The organism is Nocardia sp. CWNU-33 (assembly GCF_046764895.1).
Lineage (GTDB): Bacteria > Actinomycetota > Actinomycetes > Mycobacteriales > Mycobacteriaceae > Nocardia.
Genome location: NZ_JBKOQN010000014.1, coordinates 124730 through 147476, shown reverse-complemented (window position 1 = coordinate 147476; position 22747 = coordinate 124730). Strand labels below are relative to the sequence as shown.

Genomic DNA, 22747 nt, shown 5'->3' with positions numbered 1-22747 from the left:
AGGATGATCCGAGATGACCATGCTCAACCCAGACACCGGCGCCGTGCTCCGTACCCACTATCAGAAGTCTGTTGCCGAGTACTGGAACAACAATCCCAATGACGACCGGGTCAATGTCAAGCTCGGCGAGGTGGACGGGCTCTTCCACCATCACTACGGCATCGGCGACCCCGATTTGTCGGTGTTGACGGGACCGGAGGACACCCGCGAGGAGCGGATCGTCAAGGAGCTGCACCGGCTCGAGACCGCACAGGCCGACATCCTGCTCGATCATCTCGGCGACGTCCGACCGGGCGATCGGCTGATGGACGGTGGATCCGGCCGCGGCGGCACCAGCTTCATGGCCAATCAGCGGTTCGGCTGCCAGGTCGACGGCGTCACCATCTCCGAGTATCAGGTCGGCTTCGCCAACGACCAGGCCGCGCATCGCGGCGTCGCGGACAAGGTGCGCTTCCACTTCCGCAATATGCTCGACACCGGTTTCGACGCCGGCGTGATGCGCGGCATGTGGACCAACGAAACCACCATGTACGTGGACCTTTTCGAGCTGTTCCGCGAGTTCTCGCGGCTGCTGGAGCCGGGCGGACGCTATGTCTGCATCACCGGCTGCTCCAACGATGTGACGGGCGGGCGGTCCTCGTCGGTCAGCTGGATCGACGCCCACTACGGTTGCATGATCCATCCGCGCAGTGAGTACTTTCGGGCGATGGCCGAGAACAATCTGGTGCCGATCGACGTAGTCGACCTGACCGCAACGACCATCCCCTACTGGGAGCTGCGCAGCAAGTCCGAGCTGGCGACCGGTGTGGAGCAGCCCTTCCTCACCGCCTACAAGGAGGGCAGTTTCCAATACCTCATGATTGCCGTCGATAAGGTGGGGAGGTGACCGAGACGCTCTCCCAGCCATGGACCGACCGCGAGGCGCTGCCCGTCGAACTCGTCGACGACGCAGGCCACGCGGTCGGCGCGTGCCCGGTCGGACAGGCCCATCAGGCGCCGGGCCTGCTGCACCGCGCGTTCTCGGTCCTGCTGTTCGACGACGCGGGCCGGGTGCTGTTGCAGCAGCGTGCCGCGGTGAAGACCCGGTTCCCGCTGCTGTGGGCCAACACCTGTTGTGGCCACCCGGCACCCGGCGAGCCGGTGGTTGCCGCCGCCGCGGTGCGCCTCGACGAGGAGCTGGGCCTGGCCACCGACCTCACCGAGGTCGGCATCTACCGGTACCAGGCGGAAGATCCGGCCACCGGCCGCGTCGAACACGAATGGGACCACGTGCTCATCGGCCGTCTCGACGCGAGCGCGCCGCGCCCCGATCCCGCCGAAGTCGCCGACTACGCCTGGCTCCAGCCCGACGCACTGCGTGACGCGTTGGCCGACGAACCGGAGAGCTACACCCCGTGGCTGGCGGGCGTGCTGGACATCGCCGAGAAGGCGCACCGCCGCACTGGACAGTAGTCCCGCTCACCCGTCCGATGCCGGTGCGCACGCCGGGCCCGAGGTAGTCACCGACCATCATCTCGTCGGCGGCGATCCGGGCCCGGCTGCCTCGACCGGAGTAGCCGCCCACTTCCAGGGGCCAACCGCCGGCTGCGTCATCGTCATCGCCCATTGCTCCACAGGGTTGGTTTCACCCGTTCGACCAAGTGATCTCGCTGGTGATCGGTCCGGTGACGGGGATGTAGGCAGTCCGACATCGCGCAGGAACTGGTCGAGACGAGCAGAGAGAATCCTGCACCATCCCTGCGGTCCTGGTCCGGCACACTCGGCAATGCCTTGCTCGGCTATTGCCGCAATATCGTTGGATGCGCATATCCAGGTAGGTGCATGCGCTCTGCTGCGACGCTTGTCACACTGCACAAAACCTTCGGGAACTCACAGGAAGGGCACAGGCTTTGGCCAGGCATGTCTCCGATGCTTGCCTGAGTACGAGCTCTTGGCAATCAGTGAGGTGCACGATGGTCGAAGTCGAAGTCACGGATACCAAGGTGACGGTCCACGTGCTCGGCGGGCACCGGCTGCTGGCACTGCGCGAGCAGCTGACCTTCGATCTCTCGGATATCACCGAGGTCACCACTGCCGAGGTCGACCTGCGTCCGCCGTGGGTACGAGCGCCGGGAACCTTCTTCCCCGGAGTGATCGCGGCAGGCACCTATCGCGGCAGGCATCGCAAAGAATTCTGGGACACCAAGTTCAACGGGCGAGCCATCCGGATCGAGCTGGCAGGCGCCGACTTCACCCGGGTCGTCGTCGATGTCGACGACCCCGATGCCGCACTGCATGCGCTGACCTCCGCTGTCGCGGCCTGATCAGGCTCCGAAGGAGCTCAGCAGCCCGGAGTAGGTCTTGGTCGGCGGCGCGGCGAACTCTCCCCGCCCCGACTTGCGCACACCGAGGGTGAGCAACGACTGCACGGTCAGGGTCGCGGCGGCCACACCGTCGACCACCGGCACACGGATTTCGTCGCGAATGTGCTCGCACAGATCGGCCATTCCCGCGCAGCCGAGCACGATCGCGTCGGAACCATCGGCTTCCACCGCCTCCCGGCAGGCCTCGGTAACGATTTTGCGTGCCTGCGGATCCGTTTCCAACGCAAGCACCGGTATCTCGCAGGCGTGCACGCCCCGACAGAAGCGCTGCATGCCATAGCGTTGCGCCAGTTCTTCCGCGCGACCGATGGTTCGGTTCAACGTGGTGACGACACTGAACCCGCGGCCGAGATGGCTGGCCGCGTGCATCGCCGCCTCCGCGATGCCGATCACCGGGCCACCCGCCAGTTCCCGGGCGGCATCGAGGCCGGGGTCGCCGAAACACGCGATCACGTACCCGTCTATGCCCTCCTGCTCGCCGCGCTGGATCGCGGCGAGCAGGCCCGGGATGCTCAGGGCTTCGTCGTAGTGACTTTCGATCGAGGCGGGTCCCATCTCGGAGGTGACCGCGTCGAGCCAGGTGCCGGAGCCTGCGACGGCCTTGGCACAGCGCTCGATCGTCTCGGTCATCGCCCGGGTGGTGTTCGGGTTGACGACCCGGATACGCATCAGGCAGGAACTCCCTGCACTGCCGACCTGGTCCGGCCGGCCAGCAGGTAATAGACCGCGAACCCGATGCCGCAGCCGATGAACCAGCTGTACTGCGCGGCGGTATACATGCCGGTGACATGTTTGGCGAGCACCGGGACCACCGCGACGACGGCGCACGACCGTCGCGATGATCGCGGCGAGGTTGTATCCCTTGCTGTACCAGTAGGTTCCGGTCTTCGACATGGTGAACAGATCGTCGATGATCACTTTCTGTTTGCGCACCAGGTAGTAGTCGGCGATGAGCACACCGAACAGTGGGCCGATGAAGGCGCCGAGCACCTCGAGGGTGTAGTGGATGACGTCGGGGTTGTTGTAGAGGTTCCACGGCGTGATGAGGATCGACCCGACCGCGGCGATCATGCCGCCCGCCCGCCAGCTGATTCGCTGCGGGCTGACATGGGAGAAGTCGAACGCGGGTGAGATGAAGTTGGCGACGATATTGATGCCGATGGTGGCGATGGTGAAAGTCAGCGCACCGAGCACGATCGCGAAGGTGCTGTCGATGCGCGCGACGGTCGCGACCGGATCGGTGATCAGTTCGCCGTAAACCGGAACCGTCAGCGATGCGGTGGTGACCACGAGCAGCGAGAACAGCAGGAAATTGACCGGGAGGCCGAGCAGGTTGCCGCGCCGCACGGCCGCAAAAGACTTTCCGTAACGGGAGAAGTCGCCGAAGTTGAGCATCGGACCGGAGAAGTAGGACACCACCAGCGCGATAGCGCCCAGCATCACCGGCACCGAGGCCGAGCCGGTGTACTTCACTTCGCCGAGCTTCAGGTCGACGGCGCTCCAGCCCGCCTTGGCGATGAGGTAGCCGCACAGCGCGAACATCACGACATATACAGCGGGACCGCAGAAGTCGATGAATTTGCGGATGGACTCCATGCCGCGCCAGAACGCACACGCCTGCACCACCCACAGCAGCAGGTAGCTGCCCCAGCCGAGCAGCGAAAGCCCGAGGAAACCGTAGTCACCGACAACCGCATAGGGCGCGAGCGACGGAAAGGGTTTCACCAGAACAACATCCAGCGCTGCGGAGGCCAGGAAGGTCTGGATGCCGTACCAGGCCACCGCGATCAAGCCGCGGATGGTGGCGGGGATATTCGCCCCGAGCACTCCGAAAGCGCTGCGGCACATCACCGGATAGGGCACGCCCGTCACCTGGCTCGGCTTGGCGACCAGATTGCAGAAGAAGTAGACGATGGTGATGCCGATCAGCAACGCCGCGAGCACCTGCCAGCTGGCCAGACCGAGCGCGAACAAGCTGCCCGCGGTGACGTAGCCGCCGACGCTGTGCACGTCCGACATCCAGAACGCGAAGATGTTGTAGGAGCCCCAGCTCTGCTTGCGCAGCGGCGCGAGATCCTCGTTGGTCAGTCGTGGATCGTAGGCGGGTGTGGCAGGCGCGGCCGTCTCCGGCGGCGCGGGCACCGCGGTGGTGAGCATTTCGGTCATGGTGTTTCCCGTCCGAAGGTGAAACTGTGATCCCGAACGACGGTAGGAACCGCGCATTGCCCACCCATTGCACGGTTATTGCCCGGCTATTGCGCGGCAGATATATCTTCCGGCGCCAGCAGCCCGGTATCGGTGGGCAGGGTCGCGATAACCGTTTCAAGCCTGCGGTGATGGCGTTCGGCGATGAGCAGCAGGCGATCGACGTCACGGGCGAGGAAGGCGTCCATCATCAGCGCGTGGTCGGTGTGCAGGCGGATCCGGTCGGCGCGGCTGATGTGCACCATCGACTGCACCGGTTCGGTGACATTCCACGCCGACTCGAGCATGTGCAGCAAACGGAACATACGTGACGGCCGGGTCAGTGCGACATGGAAAAGTCGGGACTGCCGATGGTAGGCGACCGGGTCGTCGTCCCGGATCGCATGCTCCAGAAGGGTGTTCACCGCTATCAGGTGCGCGCGATCGGCGTCCGATGCGTTCATCGCCGCCACCGCGAGCGATGCCGTCTCCAGGGTCTCGCGCACGATGTACATTTCCCGCAGCTCGTTGGCCGTGAGCTGGGCCACCGTGTAGCCGCCGTGCGGTTGATGGGTGACAAGGCCCTCCCCCAACAGCGTCTTGAGCGCTTCGCGGACCGGGATGTGGCTGACTCCGAACAATTCGGCGACCTCACGCAGCGGGATCACCGTGCACGGTGGCACGGCCCCGTCGAGGATCACCCGGCGCAGTTCGCCGAGAATGATCTGCGGCCGGCCCGGTTCATCGACAACCAACCTCGCGAGCAGCGCCGAACGTCTCCGTGGAGGCATGTCGACCACCGTAGGTGAGCCGTGTTGCGTTTTCGGTCCCTGATGTGACGGTGAGGAAAATGCAGGCTCGGACGGCCGTCGAGCGGGAATTCGACCTGCCATACGCTGTATGGATCCCGAACGGCAAGGATTACTCGATGACCACTCTTCCGACAACTCAAACCGTCGATCGGCGCTTCGTGAGTCTGGTCGCCGAATTCGACCGGTTGTTCCGGCGGCCCTCCGACGGCGGCGGATCCCTCGTGGTCTACCTGCGCGGCGAACCGGTGGTCGATGTCTGGGCCGGTTTCGCGCACCCGGGGGTGCCGTGGGCGCACGACTCGGTGGCCATGGCGTACTCCACCGGCAAAGGTGTCGCCTCGACCCTGCTGCACCGGCTTGCCGAGCGCGGCCTACTGGACTACGACGAGACCGTCGCCACCTACTGGCCCGAATTCGGTGCCGCGGGAAAGGAACTCATCACCGTGCGCGCGTTGCTGACCCACCGGGCCGGGCTGCACCGGCTGCGCGGGCTGCTGCCGGGTCCGGTGGACCGCTTCCTGGACGACGCCGCGGTGACAGCGGCGCTCGCCGCCGCGACCCCCGATTCACGACACCTGGTGACCAGCGGCTATCACGGAATCACCTTCGGCCACTTGGTCGCCGAGCTGGTACGCAGGATCAGCGGTGCGACATTCACCGATGCGCTGCGCACCGAAATCGCGGAACCGCTTGCCGCAGAGGATCTCTGGTTTCGTGTACCAGCATCCGAGCGCGGCAGGATCGCCACCAACTTTCCCCGGCTGACCGTCGCGGGCCTCGACTGGGACAACGGCGCCCGGCTCATGTCGAGGACCAGGTTCGCCGCGGCCGCCGACACCACGCCGCAGGGTTTCGCCGACCTGGTGTCCGATCCGCGCCTGCACGATTCGGTCATGCCCGGCGTCAACGGTGTCTTCTCCGCGCGCTCGCTGGCCCGCGTGTACGGCGCCCTCGCCAACGGCGGCCGACTCGACGGCTTCCAGCTGCTGCGATCCGAAACCATCGAGCTCATCACCCGACGCCAAGTCTTCACCCCCGACTATGTCCTTGCCTTCCGCATCCCCTGGGCCCTCGGTTACCACGGGGTCCCGATGAAGCCCTCCAAAGCCGAACCCGTCTCAGCCTTCGGCCATTTCGGCCTCGGCGGTTCGGGAGCCTTCGCCGACCCGGCCACCGGTATGTCCCTCGGCTTCGTCACCAACCGCCTCGGCGGCAAGCTCACCCCGCTCGGCGACGCCCGCCTCGCCCGCCTCGGCGCCATCGCGCATAACCTCGCCAAGGCTGCGTGAGAGACGCCCTACGGTGTGCCGCTCACCGTCCCCGACTCCAGCGACGGGCGAGAAAGCCAACACAAGTTGCTGCCGGTCGAGGTGTGACCTGGCAGCATGGCGACATGGAGTTGCTTGGGCTGGATCGGATCAAGGCGGCTGCGGCGCTACTTGCGCCGGTGATTCGGCGGACGCCGGTGGTGGCATCGCGGGCATTGTCGGAGCGATCCGAGACCGAGGTGTGGCTCAAATGTGAGAACTTGCAGCGGACAGGGTCGTTCAAGCCGCGCGGCGCCTACAACAGGATCGCGAATTCGAGCCTCGAGGAGCGGGCCAATGGTGTGGTCGCGGCGAGCGCGGGCAATCATGCGCAAGGAGTAGCCTGGGCGGCGACGTCACTCGGAATCGAGTCGACGGTGTTCATGCCGGTGGGTGCATCGCTGCCGAAACTGGCGGCCACCAAGGCATATGGCGCGAGGGTGCTGCAAGTGGGCGAGACCGTCGATGACGCGCTCGACGCGGCGCTCGACTTCGCGGAGCGCAGCGGGGCGACGTTGATCCATCCGTTCGACCACCCTGACATCGTGGCCGGGCAGGCAACGGTGGGGCTGGAGATCCTGGATCAATTGCCCGAGGTCGGGACGGTGCTCGTGCCCACCGGTGGTGGCGGGCTGCTCGCCGGTGTCGCGGTCGCGCTGCACCATCTCGCCCCGCAGGTGCGGGTGATCGGCGTGCAGGCCGCCGAGGCTGCGGCCTGGCCCGATTCGCTGGCGGCAGGCAAGCCGGTCCGGGCCGGGCGAATGTCGACGATGGCCGACGGCATCGCAGTCGGGCTACCGGGTGCGGTGCCGTTCGCGCACGTTGCCGAGTACGTGACGACCATGCTGACCGTCGATGAGGACGCACTGTCCAAGGCGCTGCTGTTGTGTCTGGAGCGAGGAAAACTGATCGTCGAACCGGCCGGCGCCGCTGCGGTCGCGGCGTTGATGAGTTACCCGGTGGCGGAACTCGGACTGCGCGGACCGGTCTGCGCGATCCTGTCCGGCGGCAATATCGACCCGCTGCTGTTGACGCGGCTGATCGGCCACGGCCTGAGCGCCGCGGGCCGCTACCTCGCGGTGCGAGTGACAATCGTGGATCGTCCCGGTGGACTCAGCAGCCTGCTAGGCGTGGTCGGGAAGACGGGAGCGAGCGTGGTCGACGTGGCGCACTCGCGCACCGGCACCTGGCTGGCCCTGAACGAGGTGGAGGTATCGCTGACGCTCGAGACTCGTGGACCGAACCACCGCAACGACGTCCTCGATGCCTTGACCGAGTCCGGATATGTTGTCCGCGTGGAAGATTGAGGGAAGGTGCCGACCGCCGGCACGGTCGGCACCTCCCGCTCAACGACTGCTCAGCACTTTCTCTTGTAGAAGTACTTCGCGTTGGCGTCCATATCCGCCTGAGTGATCGCGACCATGTCGGTCTGGATGTTCCTGGTGACCGGCTTGCCCTCCAACGCAGCGACAGCTTGGTCGACACCCTTGGCTCCGATGCCACCCGGGTCTTGGGCGATCAGCGCCTGCACGGTGCCCGCCTTCAGGTCCTCGATCTGTTTGGGGCTTGCGTCGAAGCCGACCAGTTTGACTTGGCCGAGCTTGTTCGCATTGCGCAGACCGGTTGCCGCGCCCTCGGCCGAGCTCAGGTTCGTCGCGAATACACCGGCAAGGTCCGGGTGGGCGGCGAGCGTGGCGGTCACGATCGAGGCGGCTTGGGCGGCCTCGTTGTTGTTGTACTGCACGCCCAGCGAGGTCATGCCGGGATAGTGCTGCAGCGCCGCCTCGAAGCCTTGGGCGCGTGCGTCGGTGGTGGAGGTGCCTGCCTTGGTGTTGATCACCAGTACCGGCCCCTTCTCCCCGACCAGCTTCGCCAAGGTGGCGGCCGCGAGTTCGCCACCCTTCTTGTTGTCGGACGAAATCGACGACAGCGCAACGGATGTGTCGTCGAGCGCGGTGTCCACTTCGACGATCTTGATCCCCGCGTTCTTGGCCTGCTCGATCGGATTCGCCATCGCCGTTGCGTGTGTCGGCGCGATCAGGATGCCGCCGGGCTTGTTGGCCATCACCCCTGTCAGCACCGGCGTCTGCGATCCGGCGTCGAACTTGGTCGGCGCCTGGGTATCCAGCTTGTAGCCGAGCTTCGTCGCCTCGTCCTGTGCGCCGCACTGCATGGAGATATAGAAAGGTTCGTCGGCGACGCCGGGAATGAGAACCAGCTTTTTGGCGTCCGTCCCGCCGGAATTGCTCACTTCGCCACTACACGACACGACCATCGTGCCGACCGCAACTATCGCGCCGATCAGCACCGCGGTCCGCTTCGCCACCCTCATCCGGCCACCTCCGCCTTTATTTTCTTCTCGCGCAGTGTTGTCGACTGCCTACCTCTATCGGTCCCGCGCCCTGCGGCGGAGCTGGTCGAACCACACCGCCCCGACCAGAACCGCGCTCACCGCGATCGGCTGCCAGAACACCGGCACCCCAGCGATGACGAAACCCTTGCGCAGCACCGAGGGAATGAACACCCCGATCACGGTGCCCAGAACGGTGCCGACGCCGCCGAAAAGGCTGGTCCCGCCGATCACTACGCCCGCGATGGCATCCAGATTGTCGGTGCCGTGGCCACCGATGGTGGTGGTGCCGAAGTAGGCGAGGTTCATGAAACCCGCCAGCCCGGCGAGCAATCCCGTCATCAGATAGACCAGCACGAGGTGGCGGGTGACCGCGATCCCCGAGCGGCGCGCGGCCTCTTCGTTGGAACCGATCGCGTAGGTATAGCGGCCGAACCTCGTGGTGTGCAGCACCCAGGCAGCGAGCACGGTGACCACGGTGGCGACCAGCACCAGATTCGGCACACCGCCCAGTGAGGTGCCGAACCCCAGTGAGTTGCGCAGATTGTCGGGCACGGTCCTGGTGTCGACGCCGCCGGTGATCAGCTGCGCCGCACCGAGTGCAGCGCCGAACGACCCGAGCGTGACGATCAACGGCGGAATCTTGGCTTTGGCCACGAGCAGCCCGTTCAGCAGTCCCCAGATCCCGCCGCCGACAACGGAAATCAGGAACCCGAGACCGATGATGCCCCAACCCGCCGCCGTGGCATTCTCATCGGGGCTCAGCCATTCCATGGTTTTGGCCCCGAGCACCCCGGCGAAGATCAGCACCATCCCGACCGAGAGATCGATGCCCGAGGCGATGATGACGAAGGTCATCCCGACCGAAAGCACCAGCAGCACAGACATTTCGATCAGCAGGGTCTGCAGGGTGAAGCGGGTGGGAAACGCATCGGGCCGAATCACGCTGAACGCCACGCACAAGCCGACGAGCACAACACCGATCCACACCGTGCTCGCACCGAGCAGTCGTTGCAGCACAGTGCGTTCGGGCAGTTCCCGGCCCTTGCCATCGACACTGACGGCTTCGTCGTTGCTCATGCAGCCCCTCGCTTTCCGAGCACTGCGCGGCGCCTCACGGTGCCTCCTCGGGCGTCAGTGCACCGGTCATCGCACCGACCAACTGCTCCAAGGTGACCTCTGCTGCGGTGAAGCGAGCCACCCGTCTACCCAGCCGCAGCACCTCGATGCGATCGGCGACGGCCAGCACCTCGGGCATGTTGTGGCTGATGAGCACGACCGCGATGCCCTGGTCGCGCACCCGACGGATGACGTCGAGCACACGCTCGCGCTGGACAACACCCAGCGCCGCGGTCGGCTCGTCCATGAACACCACCTTGCTCGCCCACATCACCGCCCTGGCCACGGCCACGCTCTGCCGCTGCCCACCCGAGAGCGACCCGATCGGCACGTCGGTGTTCTGCAGGGTGACGCCGAGTCGGCGAAAGTGGTCGACCGCCCGGCTTCGCATGGCCGATTTGTCCAGCATGCCGAGCTTGCCCGCAAGCCCGCGCCGCAGCAGTTCGCGGCCGAGGAACAGGTTCGCGGCGGGGTCGAGGTCGGGGGCCACCGCCAAATCCTGGTACACGGTTTCCACACCGAGCTTCCGCGCGGCGGTCGGCGTAGGCAGCAGCACCGGCCTGCCGTCGAGCAGGATGGTACCGCCGTCTGGTTGCTCGGCTCCGGAAAGGCATTTCACCAGAGTCGACTTGCCCGCACCGTTGTCACCGATGAGTGCGACGACCTCGCCTGCTTTGGCCTGAAAGTTGGCACCGCGCAATGCCTGCACGCTGCCGTAGTGCTTGGCGAGCCCGGCAGCCTCCAGCACCACAGTGGCAGCGCCCGGCGTTCCCATGACCTCGCCCTCATCGCCCGAGGTCATGGGGTACATCCGCGTGGACTCAGCTGAGCAAACGTCCAGTCCATCGCCCGATGTTACGTTCGGCTCCCTGCCGATCGGGACGTATTCGGGAAAATGCAGAGGGCGCAACGCCACTCACGCTCAGCAACCCGCCGCGGGTCACCAACCGGCCGATCTCGGTGGGTCGCTGGTGGTGCGCAGTGAATCCCCGGCGGATTTCCGATCAGTGTGCACCGCCGAGCTCGAGCGCAAGCACACCGAGGATCACCAGGCCGATGCCCCCGATCTGCACCGCGGTCAATCGCTCATCCAAGAACAGCACTCCGATGACGGCGATCGCGGCGACACCGACGGCCGACCAGACCCCGTAGGCGACACCGATCGCCATACCGCGCTTCAGCGCCTGCGACAGGAAATAGAACGCTGCGCCGTAACCGATGACGACAATGATCGAGGGCACGAGCTTGCTGAATCCCTCGGAGATCTTCAGCGAAACGGTCGCGGTCACCTCGGACGCAATGGCCAGCCAGCCGGCGCGATAACCGGGGTAACGACAGTCACGCCAGCCAGCCGCGCAATTCCCCTGCCGTGCTGCGGATTTCGTCGATCTGCTTCGCGACCTGGACACCTGCCGTGCCGCCGCGGGCGTTGCGCGAGGCGATCGACCCCTGCACTGTCAGCACTTCGCGGACCTGCGGCGTCAGTGCCGGGTCGACGGCCGCGAACTCCGCGTCGGTCAGCTCGTCGAGCCCGACGCCGCGCGCCTCGGCAGCGCGGACACAGCCACCCGCCGCCTCGTGCGCAACGCGGAACGGGACACCCTGGCGGACAAGCCATTCGGCAATATCGGTCGCGAGTGTGAAACCGGCGGGGGCGAGTTCGGCCATCCGGTCGGTGTGGAAGCTCAGCGTCGAGACGAGGCCGGCGATGGCAGGCAGCAGCAGTTCCAGCTGGGCGACCGAGTCGAACAGGGGTTCCTTGTCCTCCTGCAGATCCCGGTTGTAGGCGAGTGGTTGCGCTTTGAGGGTGGCGAGCAGACCGGTGAGGTTGCCGATCAGGCGTCCTGCCTTGCCGCGGGTGAGTTCGGAGACGTCCGGATTCTTCTTCTGCGGCATGATCGACGATCCGGTGGACCAGGCGTCGGCGAGAGTGATGTAGCCGAATTCCGGTGTGCTCCAGATAATGACCTCTTCGGCCATCCGACTGAGGTCGACACCGGTCATGGCCAGCACGAACGCCGCCTCGGCCGCGAAGTCGCGGGCGGAGGTGGCATCGATCGAATTGGCCGCCGACGCGTCGAAATCCAGTTCGGCGGCAATCGCCTCCGGGTCCAGACCGAGCGAGGAACCTGCCAGCGCCCCGGAACCGTAGGGCGACACCGCCGCCCGCTTGTCGAAGTCACGCAGCCGGTCGATATCGCGCAGCAGCGGATGGGCGTGGGCGAGCAGATGATGTGCGAGCAGCACCGGCTGCGCGGCCTGCAGATGCGTCTTGCCAGGCATCACCGCGTCGGGGTGTGCGGCCGCCTGGGCGACAAGCGCGTCGACCACCTCGAGCAGACCGGCCGCGACCCGACGGACCGCGTCGCGCAGCCACATCCGGAACAGCGTGGCCACCTGGTCGTTTCGCGACCGCCCCGCGCGCAGCCTGCCACCGAGCTCGGTGCCGACCCGCTCGATCAGTCCCCGCTCCAGCGCACCGTGCACATCCTCGTCGGACTCCGCAGGTCCGTAGGCCCCGGAGTCCACATCGGCGGCAAGGCGATCCAGGCCGTCGAGCATCGCGGCGAGATCGGATTCCGACAGCAGCCCGGCCTTGTGCAGCACCCGTGCGTGCGCCTTCGACGCGCGAATATCGTAGGGAGCCAGCACCCAGTCGAACTGCGTCGACTTGCTGAGCGCTGCCATCGCTGCGGCCGGACCGGACGCGAAACGTCCGCCCCAGAGCGCCCCTTCGTTGGTGCTGCCGCTCTGCGTCATCGTGTGCTGTCTCCTGACGGTCGGAAGTCGATCATCGGTGGATGCGCCGGCTACGCAATCCTCGAGGTCGGCGCATGCGCACCGACCCCGAGGCCGCCTACTTCTGATTCAAATCGCGCCGCGCCGCGACCTTCGAGGACAGGCCGTGGATCTGCACGAAGCCCTTGGCCAGCGACTGGTCGAAGGTGTCGCCCTCGTCGTAGGTGGCCAGGTTGAAGTCGTAGAGCGACTGCTCGGAGCGGCGGCCGTTGACCACGACGGAGCCGCCGTGCAGCACCATACGGATGTCGCCGGAGACGTGCTCCTGGGTTTCGGTGACGAAGGCGTCGAGTGCGCGCTTGAGCGGGGAGAACCACAGGCCGTCGTAGACCAGCTCGCTCCAGCGCTGCTCGACCTGCCGCTTGTAGCGACCGAGCTCACGCTCGACGGTGACGGCCTCGAGCTCCTGGTGCGCGGTGATCAGGGCGATGGCGCCGGGCGCCTCGTAGATCTCGCGGCTCTTGATGCCGACGAGCCGGTCCTCGACCATGTCCAGGCGGCCAACGCCCTGCCGTCCGGCACGCAGGTTCAGCTCGATGATGGCCTCGAGCACGGTGACCTGCCGGCCGTCGATCGCGACCGGGACACCCTTGTCGAAGGTGACGATCAGTTCGTCCGGCGCCTCGAAGTTCACCGTCGGGTCGGCGGTGTAGTCGTAGACGTCCTTGGTCGGCGCGTTCCAGAGGTCTTCGAGGAAGCCGGTTTCCACCGCGCGACCGAACACGTTCTGGTCGATGGAGAACGGCGACTTCTTGGTGACGTTGATCGGCAGCGAGTTCTCCTCGGCGAAGGCGATGGCCTTCTCCCTGGTCCAGGCGTAGTCCCGGACCGGGGCGATGACGTTGAGATCGGGCGCGAGCGCGCCGATGCCGACCTCGAAGCGCACCTGGTCGTTGCCCTTTCCGGTGCAGCCGTGGGCGACGGTGCTCGCGCCGTGGAACTTGGCGGCCTCGACGAGGTGCTTGACGATCAGCGGGCGGCTGATCGCCGACACCAGCGGGTAACGGCTCATGTAGAGCGCATTGGCCTGGATGGTCGGCAGGCAGTAGTCGTCGGCGAACTCGTCGCGTGCATCGACGACGATCGCCTCCACGGCGCCGCAGTCCAGTGCTCGCTGGCGCACCACGTTCATGTCCTCGCCGCCCTGGCCCAGGTCGATGGCGACGGCCACCACCTCGGCACCGGTCTCCTTGGCGATCCAGCTGATCGCGACGGAGGTGTCCAGCCCACCGGAGTAGGCGAGTACGACGCGCTCGGACATGTCTATGTGCTCCTCGGATTTCGTGCTTGTCTGTGGTCTTGTGCCCGCTTCGGCAGGCGCGTATTCGGGGGCCGGGCCTACGTCCCGGCAGCCTGCACCGTTCTACAAATGATTATGCACGACTATGCAAGCCCATTCACAACCGGGGTCGAGTCGGGCCCGCTTCCGGCGGAAATAGATATTCCGCGTTGCGCGAGCTGTATGCGACGAGTCGAGCCTGCCAGATTGCACGCCGCCGCCGCAGCACGACGATCGCACCGGGTGGGAAGCGGCGCGGACCAACAACGGCGTGCTGGACATAGGCCGAGCCATCGTCGAGCTCATCGATGACCTGATCACTTCCGGCACCACCTGCCGCCGGGCCAGGGCAGCCCCGGCGGCGGCCGATATCCCTTCGACTGAGCCGACCGCACAGATCCCGGCCGATCGGCCGGGTATGCGGGCGAGTGGCACACCATGGTGTGCGTGCACGGCGGGTCGCCACGACGATGTGCCACTCACGACGGACACGTAAGAGTCAGGCGAGTTCTTCTATTTTGGCGGCCAGTTCGGCGCCGGTGAACGGTTCGCGGGCTATGACGGCGATGGTGTCGTCGCCTGCGATGGTGCCGACTATGTAGGGCAGGGCAGCGCGGTCCAGGGCACTGGCCAGGTAGTGGGCGGCGCCGGGTGGAGTGCGCAGGACGGCGATATTGCCGCTGGCATCGGTGGAGACGAGCAGGTCGCCGAGGAGCTTCGAGAGGCGGTCGGTGCCGCCGGTGACGCCGCGTACGGGGCTGCCGTCCTCGGGGACCACATAGACGCCCGCGCCGCCGTCGGCGGCGCGCAGTTTGACCGCGCCGAGTTCGTCGAGATCACGCGACAGGGTGGCCTGGGTGGTCTCGATGCCCTCGGCCGACAACAGCGCGGCGAGCTCGGTCTGGCTACGGACCGCGTGCGCGAGCAGCAGTTCGATGATGCGGGACTGACGTCCGGCGCGGGTTCCCGCGATCGCGGGCCCCGGCTTGCCGGGTTCCGGGCGGGTCACACTCATCGCGCCACCTCGCCCCTGGTTCGCTCGCTCACGATGCCACCTCGTCGACGCCCGCCGGCGACGCGCACTGCAACACGACTCTCTCGCTCACGCCACACCCTCGTTGCGCTTGGCCAGCAGCCACACCAGCAGCGCCTTCTGCGCGTGCAGCCGGTTCTCCGCTTCGTCCCAGACGACGCTGTGCGGACCGTCGAGCACCGCGTCGGTGATCTCCTCGCCGCGATGGGCGGGCAGGCAGTGCAACACAACGGCATCGGACTCGGCATGGGCGAGCAGTTGCTCGTTGAGCTGGAACGGACGGAACGGACCGACCCGGTCGAGACCGTCGTTCTCCTGGCCCATCGAGGTCCAGGTGTCGGTCACCAGCGCGTCGGCGCCCTCGGCGGCGGCCACTGGGTCGCCGGTGAGCGTGATGGTCGCACCGGTTTCGGCGGCGCGTTTGCGGGCGGCCTCCAGAATCCAGGGCAGCGGCTCGAAGCCTGCCGGCGCGGCGATGGTGACGTTCAATCCGGCAGTGACGCCGCCCAGCAGCAGCGAGTGCGCCATATTGTTCGCGCCGTCGCCGAAGTAGGTGAGGTTGCGGCCGACCAGGCTGCCCTTGCGCTCGGTGAGCGTCTGCAGATCGGCGAGCACCTGACAGGGGTGGAATTCGTTGGACAGCGCGTTCACCACCGGAACCGTTGCGGTGGCGGCCATTTCGTCGAGGCGGACCTGCTCGAAGGTACGCCAGACAATGGCGTCGACATAGCGCGACAGCACCGTGCCGGTGTCGCCGAGGGTCTCCTCGCGCCCGAGCTGGGTGTCGCGGCCGTCGACGACGACCGCGTGCCCGCCGAGCTGGGCGATGCCCATTTCGAAGGAGAACCGGGTGCGGGTGGAGTTCTTCTCGAAGATCACCCCGACGCCGCGCGGACCCGCCAGCGGCCGATGCGAGAACGGCGCCTTCTTCAGTTCGGCGGCCAACGCGAGGATTTCGGCCTGCTCGACCGGGGTCACATCGTCGTCGCGTAGGAAGTGGCGCAGGCTCATCCCTTGGCTCCCTTCGCATCTTGGGCGGCGCCGTCCAGAATGTCGGGCAGGTCGGCGACAAAGTTGTCGGACTGGGTCTCGGTGAGGACCAGCGGTGGCGCGAGCCGAATGATGTTGGGCTTCGGCGCGTTCACCAGATAGCCCGCCGCCCGCGCCCTGGCCTCGACCTCGGCCGAGACGTCGTCGGTGAGCACAATGCCGAGCAGCAGACCCGCACCACGCACGTGGTCGACCAACGGGTGCTCGAGCAGCTCGATACCATCGCTGAGCCGCTTGCCGACCGACTCGACATGTGAGAGCAGGTCCAGTTCGTCGATAGTGCGCAGCACGGCGAGTGCGGCCGCGGCGCAGACCGCGTTACCGCCGAAAGTGGTGCCGTGCAGTCCGGGAGTCAGCAGATCGGCGGCCGGGCCGGTGGCAAGCACCGCGCCGATCGGCAGGCCGCCGCCGAGACCCTTGGCCAGGGTGATCACATCCGGCACGATGCCGGAAGCCTGATGCGCGTAGAACTTTCCGCAGCGTCCGATGCCGGTCTGCACCTCGTCGAGGATCAGCAGCGCACCGTGCCGCGCGGTGATCTCGCGCGCCTTCACCAGGTAGTCGACGGGCGGCACGACGACGCCGCTCTCCCCCATGATGGGTTCGAGGAAGACCGCGGCCGTGTCCTCGTCCACCACGGCCGCCAAGGCCGCCGCATCACCGTAGGGCACGTGCACGACGCCGGGCGGCATCGGCTCGAACGGTGTCCGCTTCGACGGCTGACCGGTGAGCGCGAGCGCGCCCATGGTCCGGCCGTGGAACGCCTCCTCGCACGCGACGAGCTTGCGCCGACCGGTCAGCCTGGCCATTTTGAACGCGGCCTCGACGGCTTCGGTGCCGGAGTTGCAGAAGAACGCGCGGCCGTGCCCGTCACCGAATTCGCCGTCACCGAAATGCGCGAGCAGCCGTTCGGCCAGCTCGATCACGGGTTCGTTCGCGTAGATGTTCGATGTGTGCCCGAGCGTGCCGAGCTGCTGGGTGACCGCCTCCAAAATCGCGGGGTGGCCGTGCCCGAGGCTGTTGACCGCGATGCCGCCCAGGAAGTCGAGGTAGCGCTTGCCGTCCGCGTCGTAGACCACCGCGCCCGCACCGCGCACCAGCGCGATCTTGGGCGTCCCGTAGTTCTTCATCAACGCGTCGGACCACCGCTGCTGTAGTGCGGCAGTGTTGGTGACTTCGTTCGCTACTTCGCTCATGATTTCGTTCCGTTCGGCGGGCCGGCACCGTCCGAACTGGACAGCACGGGCGACACCATCGTTCCGATTCCTTCTCCGGTGAACAGTTCCAGCAGCACCGCGTGCGGCACCCGGCCGTCGATGACGTGCGCGGTCGGCACTCCCCCCTGGACGGCGCGCAGGCAGGCTTCCATTTTCGGCACCATGCCCGCGTCCAGACTCGGAAGCAACTTCGCGAGCTCGTCGGCGTCGATGCGTGAGGTGAGCGACGCGCGGTCCGGCCAGTTGGTGTACAGGCCCTCGACGTCGGTCAACACCACCAATTTCTCGGCGCCGATGCCCTCGGCGAGCGCGGCGGCAGCAGTGTCGGCGTTGATGTTGTGCACCACGCCGTCGGCATCGGGCGCGATGGTCGAGACCACCGGGATGCGGCCTGCGGCGATGAGGTCGAGCACGGCCTCCGGGTTCACCTCGGTGACATCGCCGACCAGACCGATGTCGGTCGGTGCGCCGTCGATGTCGACGGTGCGCCTTGTCGCGGTGAACAGTCGCGCGTCCTCACCGGAGATGCCGACCGCATACGGGCCGTGCGCGTTGATGAGCCCGACGAGCTCCCGCCCGACCTGGCCGAACAGCACCATCCGCACCACGTCCATCACCTCGGGTGTGGTGACGCGGAAACCGCCGCGGAATTCCCCGTGCAGGCCGAGCTTTTTCAGCATCGCACTGATCTGTGGCCCGCCACCGTGCACCACCACCGGGTGCACGCCGACGGTGCGCAGGAACGCCATATCGGCGGCGAAGGCCCGCTTGAGCTCCTCGTCGACCATGGCGTTGCCGCCATATTTGACGACCACGATCTTGTCGCGGAACTTCTCCAGCCACGGCAGCGCCTCGGCCAGTACGTGTGCCTTGTCCAACGCCGAAAGGTCGTGGAGCACTTGTCCACTCATGAGCTATAGGCCGAATTCTCTTCGACATAGCCGTGTGAGAGGTCGGTGGTGCGGATCATGGCCGTACCGTCACCGACGTTCAGGTCGATGTGCACGTCGATGTCCATGCCGGACAGGTCGACCTCGCGCGCGCCCGGCGCACCGATGCCGTCGATGCACACCGGGTTCCCGTTGAACGACACCGAGATCCGGTTCGGGTCCAGGGTGATCGGCGCGATGCCGACGGCGGCGAGCACCCGGCCCCAGTTCGGGTCGGAGCCGAACAGCGCAGTCTTCACCAGACTGTCGCGGGCCACGGCGCGCGCGGCGATCAGCGCCTCGTCCTCGCTGACTGCGCCGGAGACGATGACCTGCACACGCTTGGTGACGCCTTCCGCGTCGGCCATCAACTGTGCGGCGAGATCGTCGCAGACCGCGAGCACCGCGGCGTCGAGATCCTCCTGGGACGGGGTGACCTCGCTCGCGCCGTTGGCAAGCAGCAGCACGGTGTCGTTGGTCGAGCAGGAGCCGTCGACGTCGAGCCGGTCGAAGGTGAGTCGCGTCGCGTTGCGCAGCGCCCGATCCAGCTGGTCCGCGGTCACCGCGGCATCGGTGGTGAGCACGACCAGCATGGTCGCCAGCGAGGGCGCGAGCATGCCTGCGCCCTTGGCCATGCCGCCGACGTTCCACTTGTCCTGATGGTGGAAGGCCGCTTCCTTGGGCACGGTATCGGTGGTCATGATCGCGTGTGCCGCGTCCAGGCCGCCCGACAGGCCGCCGCCCATCTCGTGCACGATTTCGGTGACCGCGGGAATCACCTTGTCCATCGGGAGCCGGTCACCGATCAAACCGGTCGAGCAGACGGCGATTTCGCCCGCGCCGGTCTCGGTGCCCCAATTGCTCAGCGCCTTGGCCAATTCCTCGGCCGTCTGATGGGTGTCCTGGAATCCGCCGGGACCGGTGCAGGCATTGGCGCCGCCGGAGTTGAGAATGACCGCGCGCAGCCGACCGGACCCCAGCACCTGCTGCGACCACAGCACCGGCGCGGCCTTGACCTGGTTGCGGGTGAACACACCGGCGGCCGCGTACTCCGGTCCCTCGTTGAGAACCAGGGCCAGATCGGGTTTCCCGCTGGCCTTGATGCCCGCGGCGATACCTGCGGCGCGGAAACCGAGCGGTGCGGTGACCCCCTGGGTCCGGACCAGCTTGCCGCCCGAGCCCTCGGTCGATGTCCCAGCGGTTGTCGTCACGGTGCCACTCCTACGGTGGAAAGTCCTGCGGTCTCGTCGAATCCGACGGCCAGATTCATGGATTGCACCGCGGCGCCCGCGGTGCCCTTGGTCAAGTTATCGATCGCGCCGATCACCACGAGCAGGCCCGCGTCGGTGTCCACCGCGACCTGCAGCGTGACAGCATTGGAACCGAGCACCGAACCTGTCTGCGGCAGTTGACCTTCCGGCAACAGATGCACGAACGGTTCGTCGGCGTAGGCCTTTTCGTAGACCGCGCGGGCCTGCGCGGCGTCCACCCGCGTCGGTGCGGTGCAGGTGGCGAGGATGCCGCGCGGCATCGGCGCAAGCACCGGCGTGAACGAGACGGTGACATCGGTTCCGCCCGCCGCCTTCAGGTTCTGCGAAATCTCGGGGGTATGTCGGTGCGCGCCGGCGATGCCGTAGGCACGTACCGAACCCATGACCTCGGACCCGAGCAGGCCGACGTCGAGCTTGCGGCCCGCGCCCGAAGTGCCGCTCACCGCGACCACATTCACCGTCGGCTCGACGATGCCCGCCGCGATCGCCGGTGCGAGCGCCAGGCTCGCCACCGTCGGGTAGCACCCGGGGACGGCGATCCGACTTGCACCGCGCAGCTTCTCGCGGCCGCCGGGCAGCTCCGGCAGACCGTATGGCCAGCTGCCCGCGTGGGGACTGCCGTAGTACTTCTCCCATGCTTGCGCGTCGGTCAGCCGGAAGTCGGCGCCGCAGTCGATGATCACGGTCGACTCCGGCAGCAGCTGCGCGATGGCGGCGGATTGCCCGTGTGGCAGCCCGAGGAACACCACGTCGTGACCGGCCAGCTCGTCGGCGGTGGTGGGAGCGAGGACGCGATCGGCCAGCGGCAGCAGATGGGGCTGATGCTCCGCCAGCGCGCTGCCCGCGTTCGCCCCTGCGGTCAGCGCGCCGATGACAAGGCGCCCGTCGCGGTATGCCGGATGCCCGAGCAAAAGGCGCAGCACCTCGCCGCCCGCGTACCCGCTCGCACCGGCCACCGCGACCCGCAACACGGGTCCGTCCGCTGAATCAACCATGTGATGATTATGCACGATTATGCAAGCCCATTCATGAACGGGGTGGCTTGCCGCCGATCGATCGCGCGATCAGCGGGAACATCAGCAACGTGGTCGCCCCCGCGGCCACCAGGTGAAGGCCATATCCTGCGTCATCAATCCAGTGCTCATCGCAACCTGAGTAACCGCGACGATGATCGGCAAACCTCTGTCGCCGCATACAACGCCGGCTGAGCACGCTCGAGCAGCGACGGCAGGTTTGCGCCGTGCCGGATGTAGCACCCGCGTACCCGAGACCGGCAGGCCGACGGCGACGGCGACGGACAGCACGAGGACGGGGACGGCCGCACCGATCCTGTGGCTGGTGAGCTGGTTCCTGTCTGGTCTACCGCAAGGGCGCAGGATCGATTCCGAGTGTCTCGGCGAGACCGGATTCGCCCTCGTGTGTGAGACGGATGGCGCGGCCGTTGCCGACCCGGTGGATCCAATCGAGGTCCTGAAGACGGCGGCACAGCTGCGCTCCGGCGGCGCCGCCGAGGTGAGTGCGTCGCTCGGTCCAGTCGAGGCAGGGTCGGGCGACGGGCCTGCGGGTGGCGTGCAGCCAGGCTCGGTCGATCCCCATGGGGCCGGTGAGCCAGGTCAGACCCGCAGCAGTCAGCGCGAACCCGCTGTCACTGTCGAGCAGGCCGCGGGTGGTCATCGCGTCGGTGATCGCCACGCCGAGGCGTCCTGCGAGGTGGTCGTAGCAGGTGCGGCCGCGCGCGAGCGCGGCAGCGACGGTGGCCGCGCGCAGCCCTGCCAGTTCGGTGCGCGGCGGGTCGAGGTGGGTAACCATCGCCTCCAGCAGCTCCGCCACCTGGGGGTTTGCCAGCTGAACATAGCGGTGTCGGCCTTGGCGGCGTTCGATGAGCAGACCGCCGTCGAGTAGCCGGTTCAGGTGTTCGGTGGCCGTGGACGGCGCGACACCGGCGTGGCGCGCCAGTTCGCCCGCGGTCCAGGCGCGGCCATCGATCATCGCCAGGCACATGTCGGCGCGGGTGCGGTCGGCGAGCAGTACCGCCAGTCCGGCCAGTTCGGCTCCTCGGGTGTGCACCACTCCATGATGGTGCGCTGTTGTTTCGGCGGCCACCGAAACAACAGCGGGATACGGTCACGGCATGAACGCCGATCAGCCCACGATGAACAAGCCGAAAATCTTCCACGAGCTGCATCACCGGGACGAGCCGCTCGTACTGCCGAACGCCTGGGACTTCGGCTCCGCGGCGGCGCTGGTGGCCGAAGGGTTTCCCGCAATCGGCACCACCAGCCTCGGGGTCGCCGTCGCGGCAGGACTGCCCGACGGAACCGGCGTCACCCGCGACGAAACACTTGCGGTGGCAACACGACTCGCGCGCCTCGCGGTGCCGGTGACCGTCGATATCGAAGGCGGCTTCAGCGAGAACCCCGGCGAAGTGGCCGACTATGTCGCCCGGTTGGCCGAATTGGGGATCGCCGGAGTGAACCTCGAAGACGGCCGGTCCGAAAGCACACTCGCCGAGCCCGGCCACCAGGCAGAGCTGATCGGCGCGATCAAGGCCCGCACGCCGGAGCTGTTCGTCAACGCTCGCGTCGACACGTATTGGCTTAAGCTGCAACATGATTCGACGCTTGCCCGGGTCGGCCGGTATACCGACGCCGGTGCCGACGGCATCTTTGTGCCGGGCATGACCGACCCGGTCGAGATCACCGGCCTGGTCGCCGCGACCGCGCTGCCCGTCAATATCCTGTACGCCGCCAACGGCCCATCGATCGCGGCCCTCGCCGAGTTGGGCGTGCGCCGGATCAGCACCGGCTCACTGCTGTACCGCACGGCGCTCGCGGCCGTCGTCGACGCCGCCCGCGCGGTGTGCGACGACGGCCCGTTCACCATCGAGGTTCCGACCTATCGGGAGGTGCAGGCCATCACCGCGTCTGATGCGTGACACCGAGCGAACTCGGCGGAAGAAAATCCCCGGCGATGTCGATCCGGTGCCGACCCGTTCGTGTAGGAGGTGAGGCCGGCAGCGCGCCGGCACCTGGGA

The 22747-nt window shown here is 67.0% G+C and carries 21 protein-coding genes and 1 pseudogene; 6 read left to right on the top strand and 16 right to left on the bottom strand.

The window, feature by feature from the left end; all coding sequences use genetic code 11:
* Positions 1-13: 13 nt before the first annotated feature.
* From ACLMAL_RS20785 to ACLMAL_RS20775, 3 genes are all read left to right on the top strand, one after another.
* Positions 14-886 (top strand): geranyl diphosphate 2-C-methyltransferase, encoded by an 873-nt coding sequence (locus ACLMAL_RS20785; RefSeq protein ID WP_412000588.1) that lies wholly within the window; start codon positions 14-16, stop codon positions 884-886.
* Positions 883-1452 (top strand): isopentenyl-diphosphate Delta-isomerase, encoded by a 570-nt coding sequence (gene idi / locus ACLMAL_RS20780; protein WP_412000587.1) that lies wholly within the window; start codon positions 883-885, stop codon positions 1450-1452. Before ACLMAL_RS20785 ends, idi begins: the two co-directional genes overlap by 4 nt.
* A 500-nt stretch (positions 1453-1952) precedes the next feature.
* Positions 1953-2303 (top strand): hypothetical protein, encoded by a 351-nt coding sequence (locus ACLMAL_RS20775; RefSeq protein ID WP_406238235.1) that lies wholly within the window; start codon positions 1953-1955, stop codon positions 2301-2303.
* On the opposite strand, the gene ACLMAL_RS20770 is transcribed toward ACLMAL_RS20775, so the two are convergent.
* The 3 genes and pseudogenes from ACLMAL_RS20770 to ACLMAL_RS20760 form a co-directional block, all read right to left on the bottom strand.
* On the bottom strand, positions 2304-3032 hold the full coding sequence (locus tag ACLMAL_RS20770) for an aspartate/glutamate racemase family protein (RefSeq protein WP_412000586.1): 729 nt from the start codon (positions 3030-3032) through the stop codon (positions 2304-2306).
* Positions 3032-4529, bottom strand: a pseudogene (locus tag ACLMAL_RS20765) (NCS1 family nucleobase:cation symporter-1). The gene ACLMAL_RS20770 and the pseudogene ACLMAL_RS20765 overlap by 1 nt, the downstream one beginning before the upstream one ends.
* 86 nt (positions 4530-4615) lie before the next feature.
* On the bottom strand, positions 4616-5338 hold the full coding sequence (locus ACLMAL_RS20760; protein ID WP_412000585.1) for a GntR family transcriptional regulator: 723 nt from the start codon (positions 5336-5338) through the stop codon (positions 4616-4618).
* Positions 5339-5475: 137 nt separating this feature from the next.
* Between ACLMAL_RS20760 and ACLMAL_RS20755 the strand changes: the two genes are divergently transcribed.
* Together ACLMAL_RS20755 and ilvA are read left to right on the top strand one after the other, a co-directional pair.
* The gene (locus ACLMAL_RS20755) at positions 5476-6648 is read left to right on the top strand and encodes a serine hydrolase domain-containing protein (RefSeq protein WP_412000584.1); all 1173 of its coding nucleotides are present in this window, start codon (positions 5476-5478) and stop codon (positions 6646-6648) included.
* A 104-nt stretch (positions 6649-6752) separates the two neighbouring features.
* Entirely contained in the window at positions 6753-7973 is a 1221-nt protein-coding gene (gene ilvA, locus ACLMAL_RS20750) for a threonine ammonia-lyase (RefSeq protein ID WP_412000583.1), read from the top strand.
* A 50-nt stretch (positions 7974-8023) separates the two neighbouring features.
* On the opposite strand, the gene ACLMAL_RS20745 is transcribed toward ilvA, so the two are convergent.
* The 13 genes from ACLMAL_RS20745 to ACLMAL_RS20685 form a co-directional block, all read right to left on the bottom strand.
* Positions 8024-8998 (bottom strand): ABC transporter substrate-binding protein, encoded by a 975-nt coding sequence (locus ACLMAL_RS20745; RefSeq protein ID WP_412000582.1) that lies wholly within the window; start codon positions 8996-8998, stop codon positions 8024-8026.
* A gap of 54 nt (positions 8999-9052) precedes the next feature.
* A complete protein-coding gene (locus tag ACLMAL_RS20740) occupies positions 9053-10096 on the bottom strand; it encodes an ABC transporter permease (RefSeq protein WP_412000581.1) in 1044 nt (347 codons plus the stop codon).
* A gap of 34 nt (positions 10097-10130) precedes the next feature.
* Positions 10131-10910, bottom strand: a complete 780-nt coding sequence (locus ACLMAL_RS20735) for an ATP-binding cassette domain-containing protein (RefSeq protein WP_412000615.1) — start codon at positions 10908-10910, stop codon at positions 10131-10133.
* Positions 10911-11139: 229 nt separating this feature from the next.
* On the bottom strand, positions 11140-11442 hold the full coding sequence (locus ACLMAL_RS20730; protein WP_412000614.1) for a DMT family transporter: 303 nt from the start codon (positions 11440-11442) through the stop codon (positions 11140-11142).
* Positions 11443-11473: 31 nt separating this feature from the next.
* Complete coding sequence (argH, locus tag ACLMAL_RS20725) at positions 11474-12895, bottom strand: argininosuccinate lyase (RefSeq protein ID WP_412000580.1); 1422 nt, start codon at positions 12893-12895, stop codon at positions 11474-11476.
* 97 nt (positions 12896-12992) lie between these two features.
* A complete protein-coding gene (locus ACLMAL_RS20720; protein WP_412000579.1) occupies positions 12993-14195 on the bottom strand; it encodes an argininosuccinate synthase in 1203 nt (400 codons plus the stop codon).
* A 517-nt stretch (positions 14196-14712) separates the two neighbouring features.
* Positions 14713-15228 (bottom strand): arginine repressor, encoded by a 516-nt coding sequence (locus tag ACLMAL_RS20715; RefSeq protein WP_328411815.1) that lies wholly within the window; start codon positions 15226-15228, stop codon positions 14713-14715.
* Positions 15229-15315: 87 nt separating this feature from the next.
* Positions 15316-16257, bottom strand: a complete 942-nt coding sequence (gene argF / locus ACLMAL_RS20710; protein WP_412000578.1) for an ornithine carbamoyltransferase — start codon at positions 16255-16257, stop codon at positions 15316-15318.
* Entirely contained in the window at positions 16254-17492 is a 1239-nt protein-coding gene (locus ACLMAL_RS20705; RefSeq protein ID WP_412000577.1) for an acetylornithine transaminase, read from the bottom strand. Before ACLMAL_RS20705 ends, argF begins: the two co-directional genes overlap by 4 nt.
* Positions 17489-18424: an acetylglutamate kinase gene (gene argB, locus ACLMAL_RS20700; RefSeq protein ID WP_328411811.1), complete on the bottom strand. Its 936-nt coding sequence runs from the start codon at positions 18422-18424 to the stop codon at positions 17489-17491. The genes ACLMAL_RS20705 and argB overlap by 4 nt, the downstream gene beginning before the upstream one ends.
* Complete coding sequence (argJ, locus tag ACLMAL_RS20695) at positions 18421-19653, bottom strand: bifunctional glutamate N-acetyltransferase/amino-acid acetyltransferase ArgJ (RefSeq protein ID WP_412000576.1); 1233 nt, start codon at positions 19651-19653, stop codon at positions 18421-18423. The genes argB and argJ overlap by 4 nt, the downstream gene beginning before the upstream one ends.
* A complete protein-coding gene (gene argC, locus ACLMAL_RS20690) occupies positions 19650-20708 on the bottom strand; it encodes an N-acetyl-gamma-glutamyl-phosphate reductase (protein WP_328411807.1) in 1059 nt (352 codons plus the stop codon). The genes argJ and argC overlap by 4 nt, the downstream gene beginning before the upstream one ends.
* 364 nt (positions 20709-21072) lie before the next feature.
* Positions 21073-21780, bottom strand: a complete 708-nt coding sequence (locus tag ACLMAL_RS20685; protein ID WP_412000575.1) for an ArsR/SmtB family transcription factor — start codon at positions 21778-21780, stop codon at positions 21073-21075.
* 64 nt (positions 21781-21844) lie between these two features.
* Here ACLMAL_RS20685 and ACLMAL_RS20680 point away from each other — a divergent pair, with 64 nt between their 5' ends.
* Entirely contained in the window at positions 21845-22648 is an 804-nt protein-coding gene (locus ACLMAL_RS20680) for an isocitrate lyase/PEP mutase family protein (protein ID WP_412000574.1), read from the top strand.
* The last annotated feature ends 99 nt before the right edge of the window (positions 22649-22747 follow it).

Bases quoted from the DNA above. Each gene is read 5' to 3' on its own strand.
- ACLMAL_RS20775 (WP_406238235.1), top strand. From the start codon at position 1,953: ATGGTCGAAGTCGAAGTCACGGATACCAAGGTGACGGTCCACGTGCTC.
- ACLMAL_RS20735 (WP_412000615.1), bottom strand. From the start codon at position 10,910: ATGGGAACGCCGGGCGCTGCCACTGTGGTGCTGGAGGCTGCCGGGCTC.
- ACLMAL_RS20785 (WP_412000588.1), top strand. From the start codon at position 14: ATGACCATGCTCAACCCAGACACCGGCGCCGTGCTCCGTACCCACTAT.
- ACLMAL_RS20760 (WP_412000585.1), bottom strand. From the start codon at position 5,338: ATGCCTCCACGGAGACGTTCGGCGCTGCTCGCGAGGTTGGTTGTCGAT.
- argF (WP_412000578.1), bottom strand. From the start codon at position 16,257: ATGAGCCTGCGCCACTTCCTACGCGACGACGATGTGACCCCGGTCGAG.
- ilvA (WP_412000583.1), top strand. From the start codon at position 6,753: ATGGAGTTGCTTGGGCTGGATCGGATCAAGGCGGCTGCGGCGCTACTT.
- ACLMAL_RS20715 (WP_328411815.1), bottom strand. From the start codon at position 15,228: ATGAGTGTGACCCGCCCGGAACCCGGCAAGCCGGGGCCCGCGATCGCG.
- ACLMAL_RS20745 (WP_412000582.1), bottom strand. From the start codon at position 8,998: ATGAGGGTGGCGAAGCGGACCGCGGTGCTGATCGGCGCGATAGTTGCG.
- ACLMAL_RS20705 (WP_412000577.1), bottom strand. From the start codon at position 17,492: ATGAGCGAAGTAGCGAACGAAGTCACCAACACTGCCGCACTACAGCAG.
- ACLMAL_RS20680 (WP_412000574.1), top strand. From the start codon at position 21,845: ATGAACGCCGATCAGCCCACGATGAACAAGCCGAAAATCTTCCACGAG.
- ACLMAL_RS20755 (WP_412000584.1), top strand. From the start codon at position 5,476: ATGACCACTCTTCCGACAACTCAAACCGTCGATCGGCGCTTCGTGAGT.
- argB (WP_328411811.1), bottom strand. From the start codon at position 18,424: ATGAGTGGACAAGTGCTCCACGACCTTTCGGCGTTGGACAAGGCACAC.
- argC (WP_328411807.1), bottom strand. From the start codon at position 20,708: ATGGTTGATTCAGCGGACGGACCCGTGTTGCGGGTCGCGGTGGCCGGT.
- ACLMAL_RS20740 (WP_412000581.1), bottom strand. From the start codon at position 10,096: ATGAGCAACGACGAAGCCGTCAGTGTCGATGGCAAGGGCCGGGAACTG.
- ACLMAL_RS20770 (WP_412000586.1), bottom strand. From the start codon at position 3,032: ATGCGTATCCGGGTCGTCAACCCGAACACCACCCGGGCGATGACCGAG.
- ACLMAL_RS20720 (WP_412000579.1), bottom strand. From the start codon at position 14,195: ATGTCCGAGCGCGTCGTACTCGCCTACTCCGGTGGGCTGGACACCTCC.
- argH (WP_412000580.1), bottom strand. From the start codon at position 12,895: ATGACGCAGAGCGGCAGCACCAACGAAGGGGCGCTCTGGGGCGGACGT.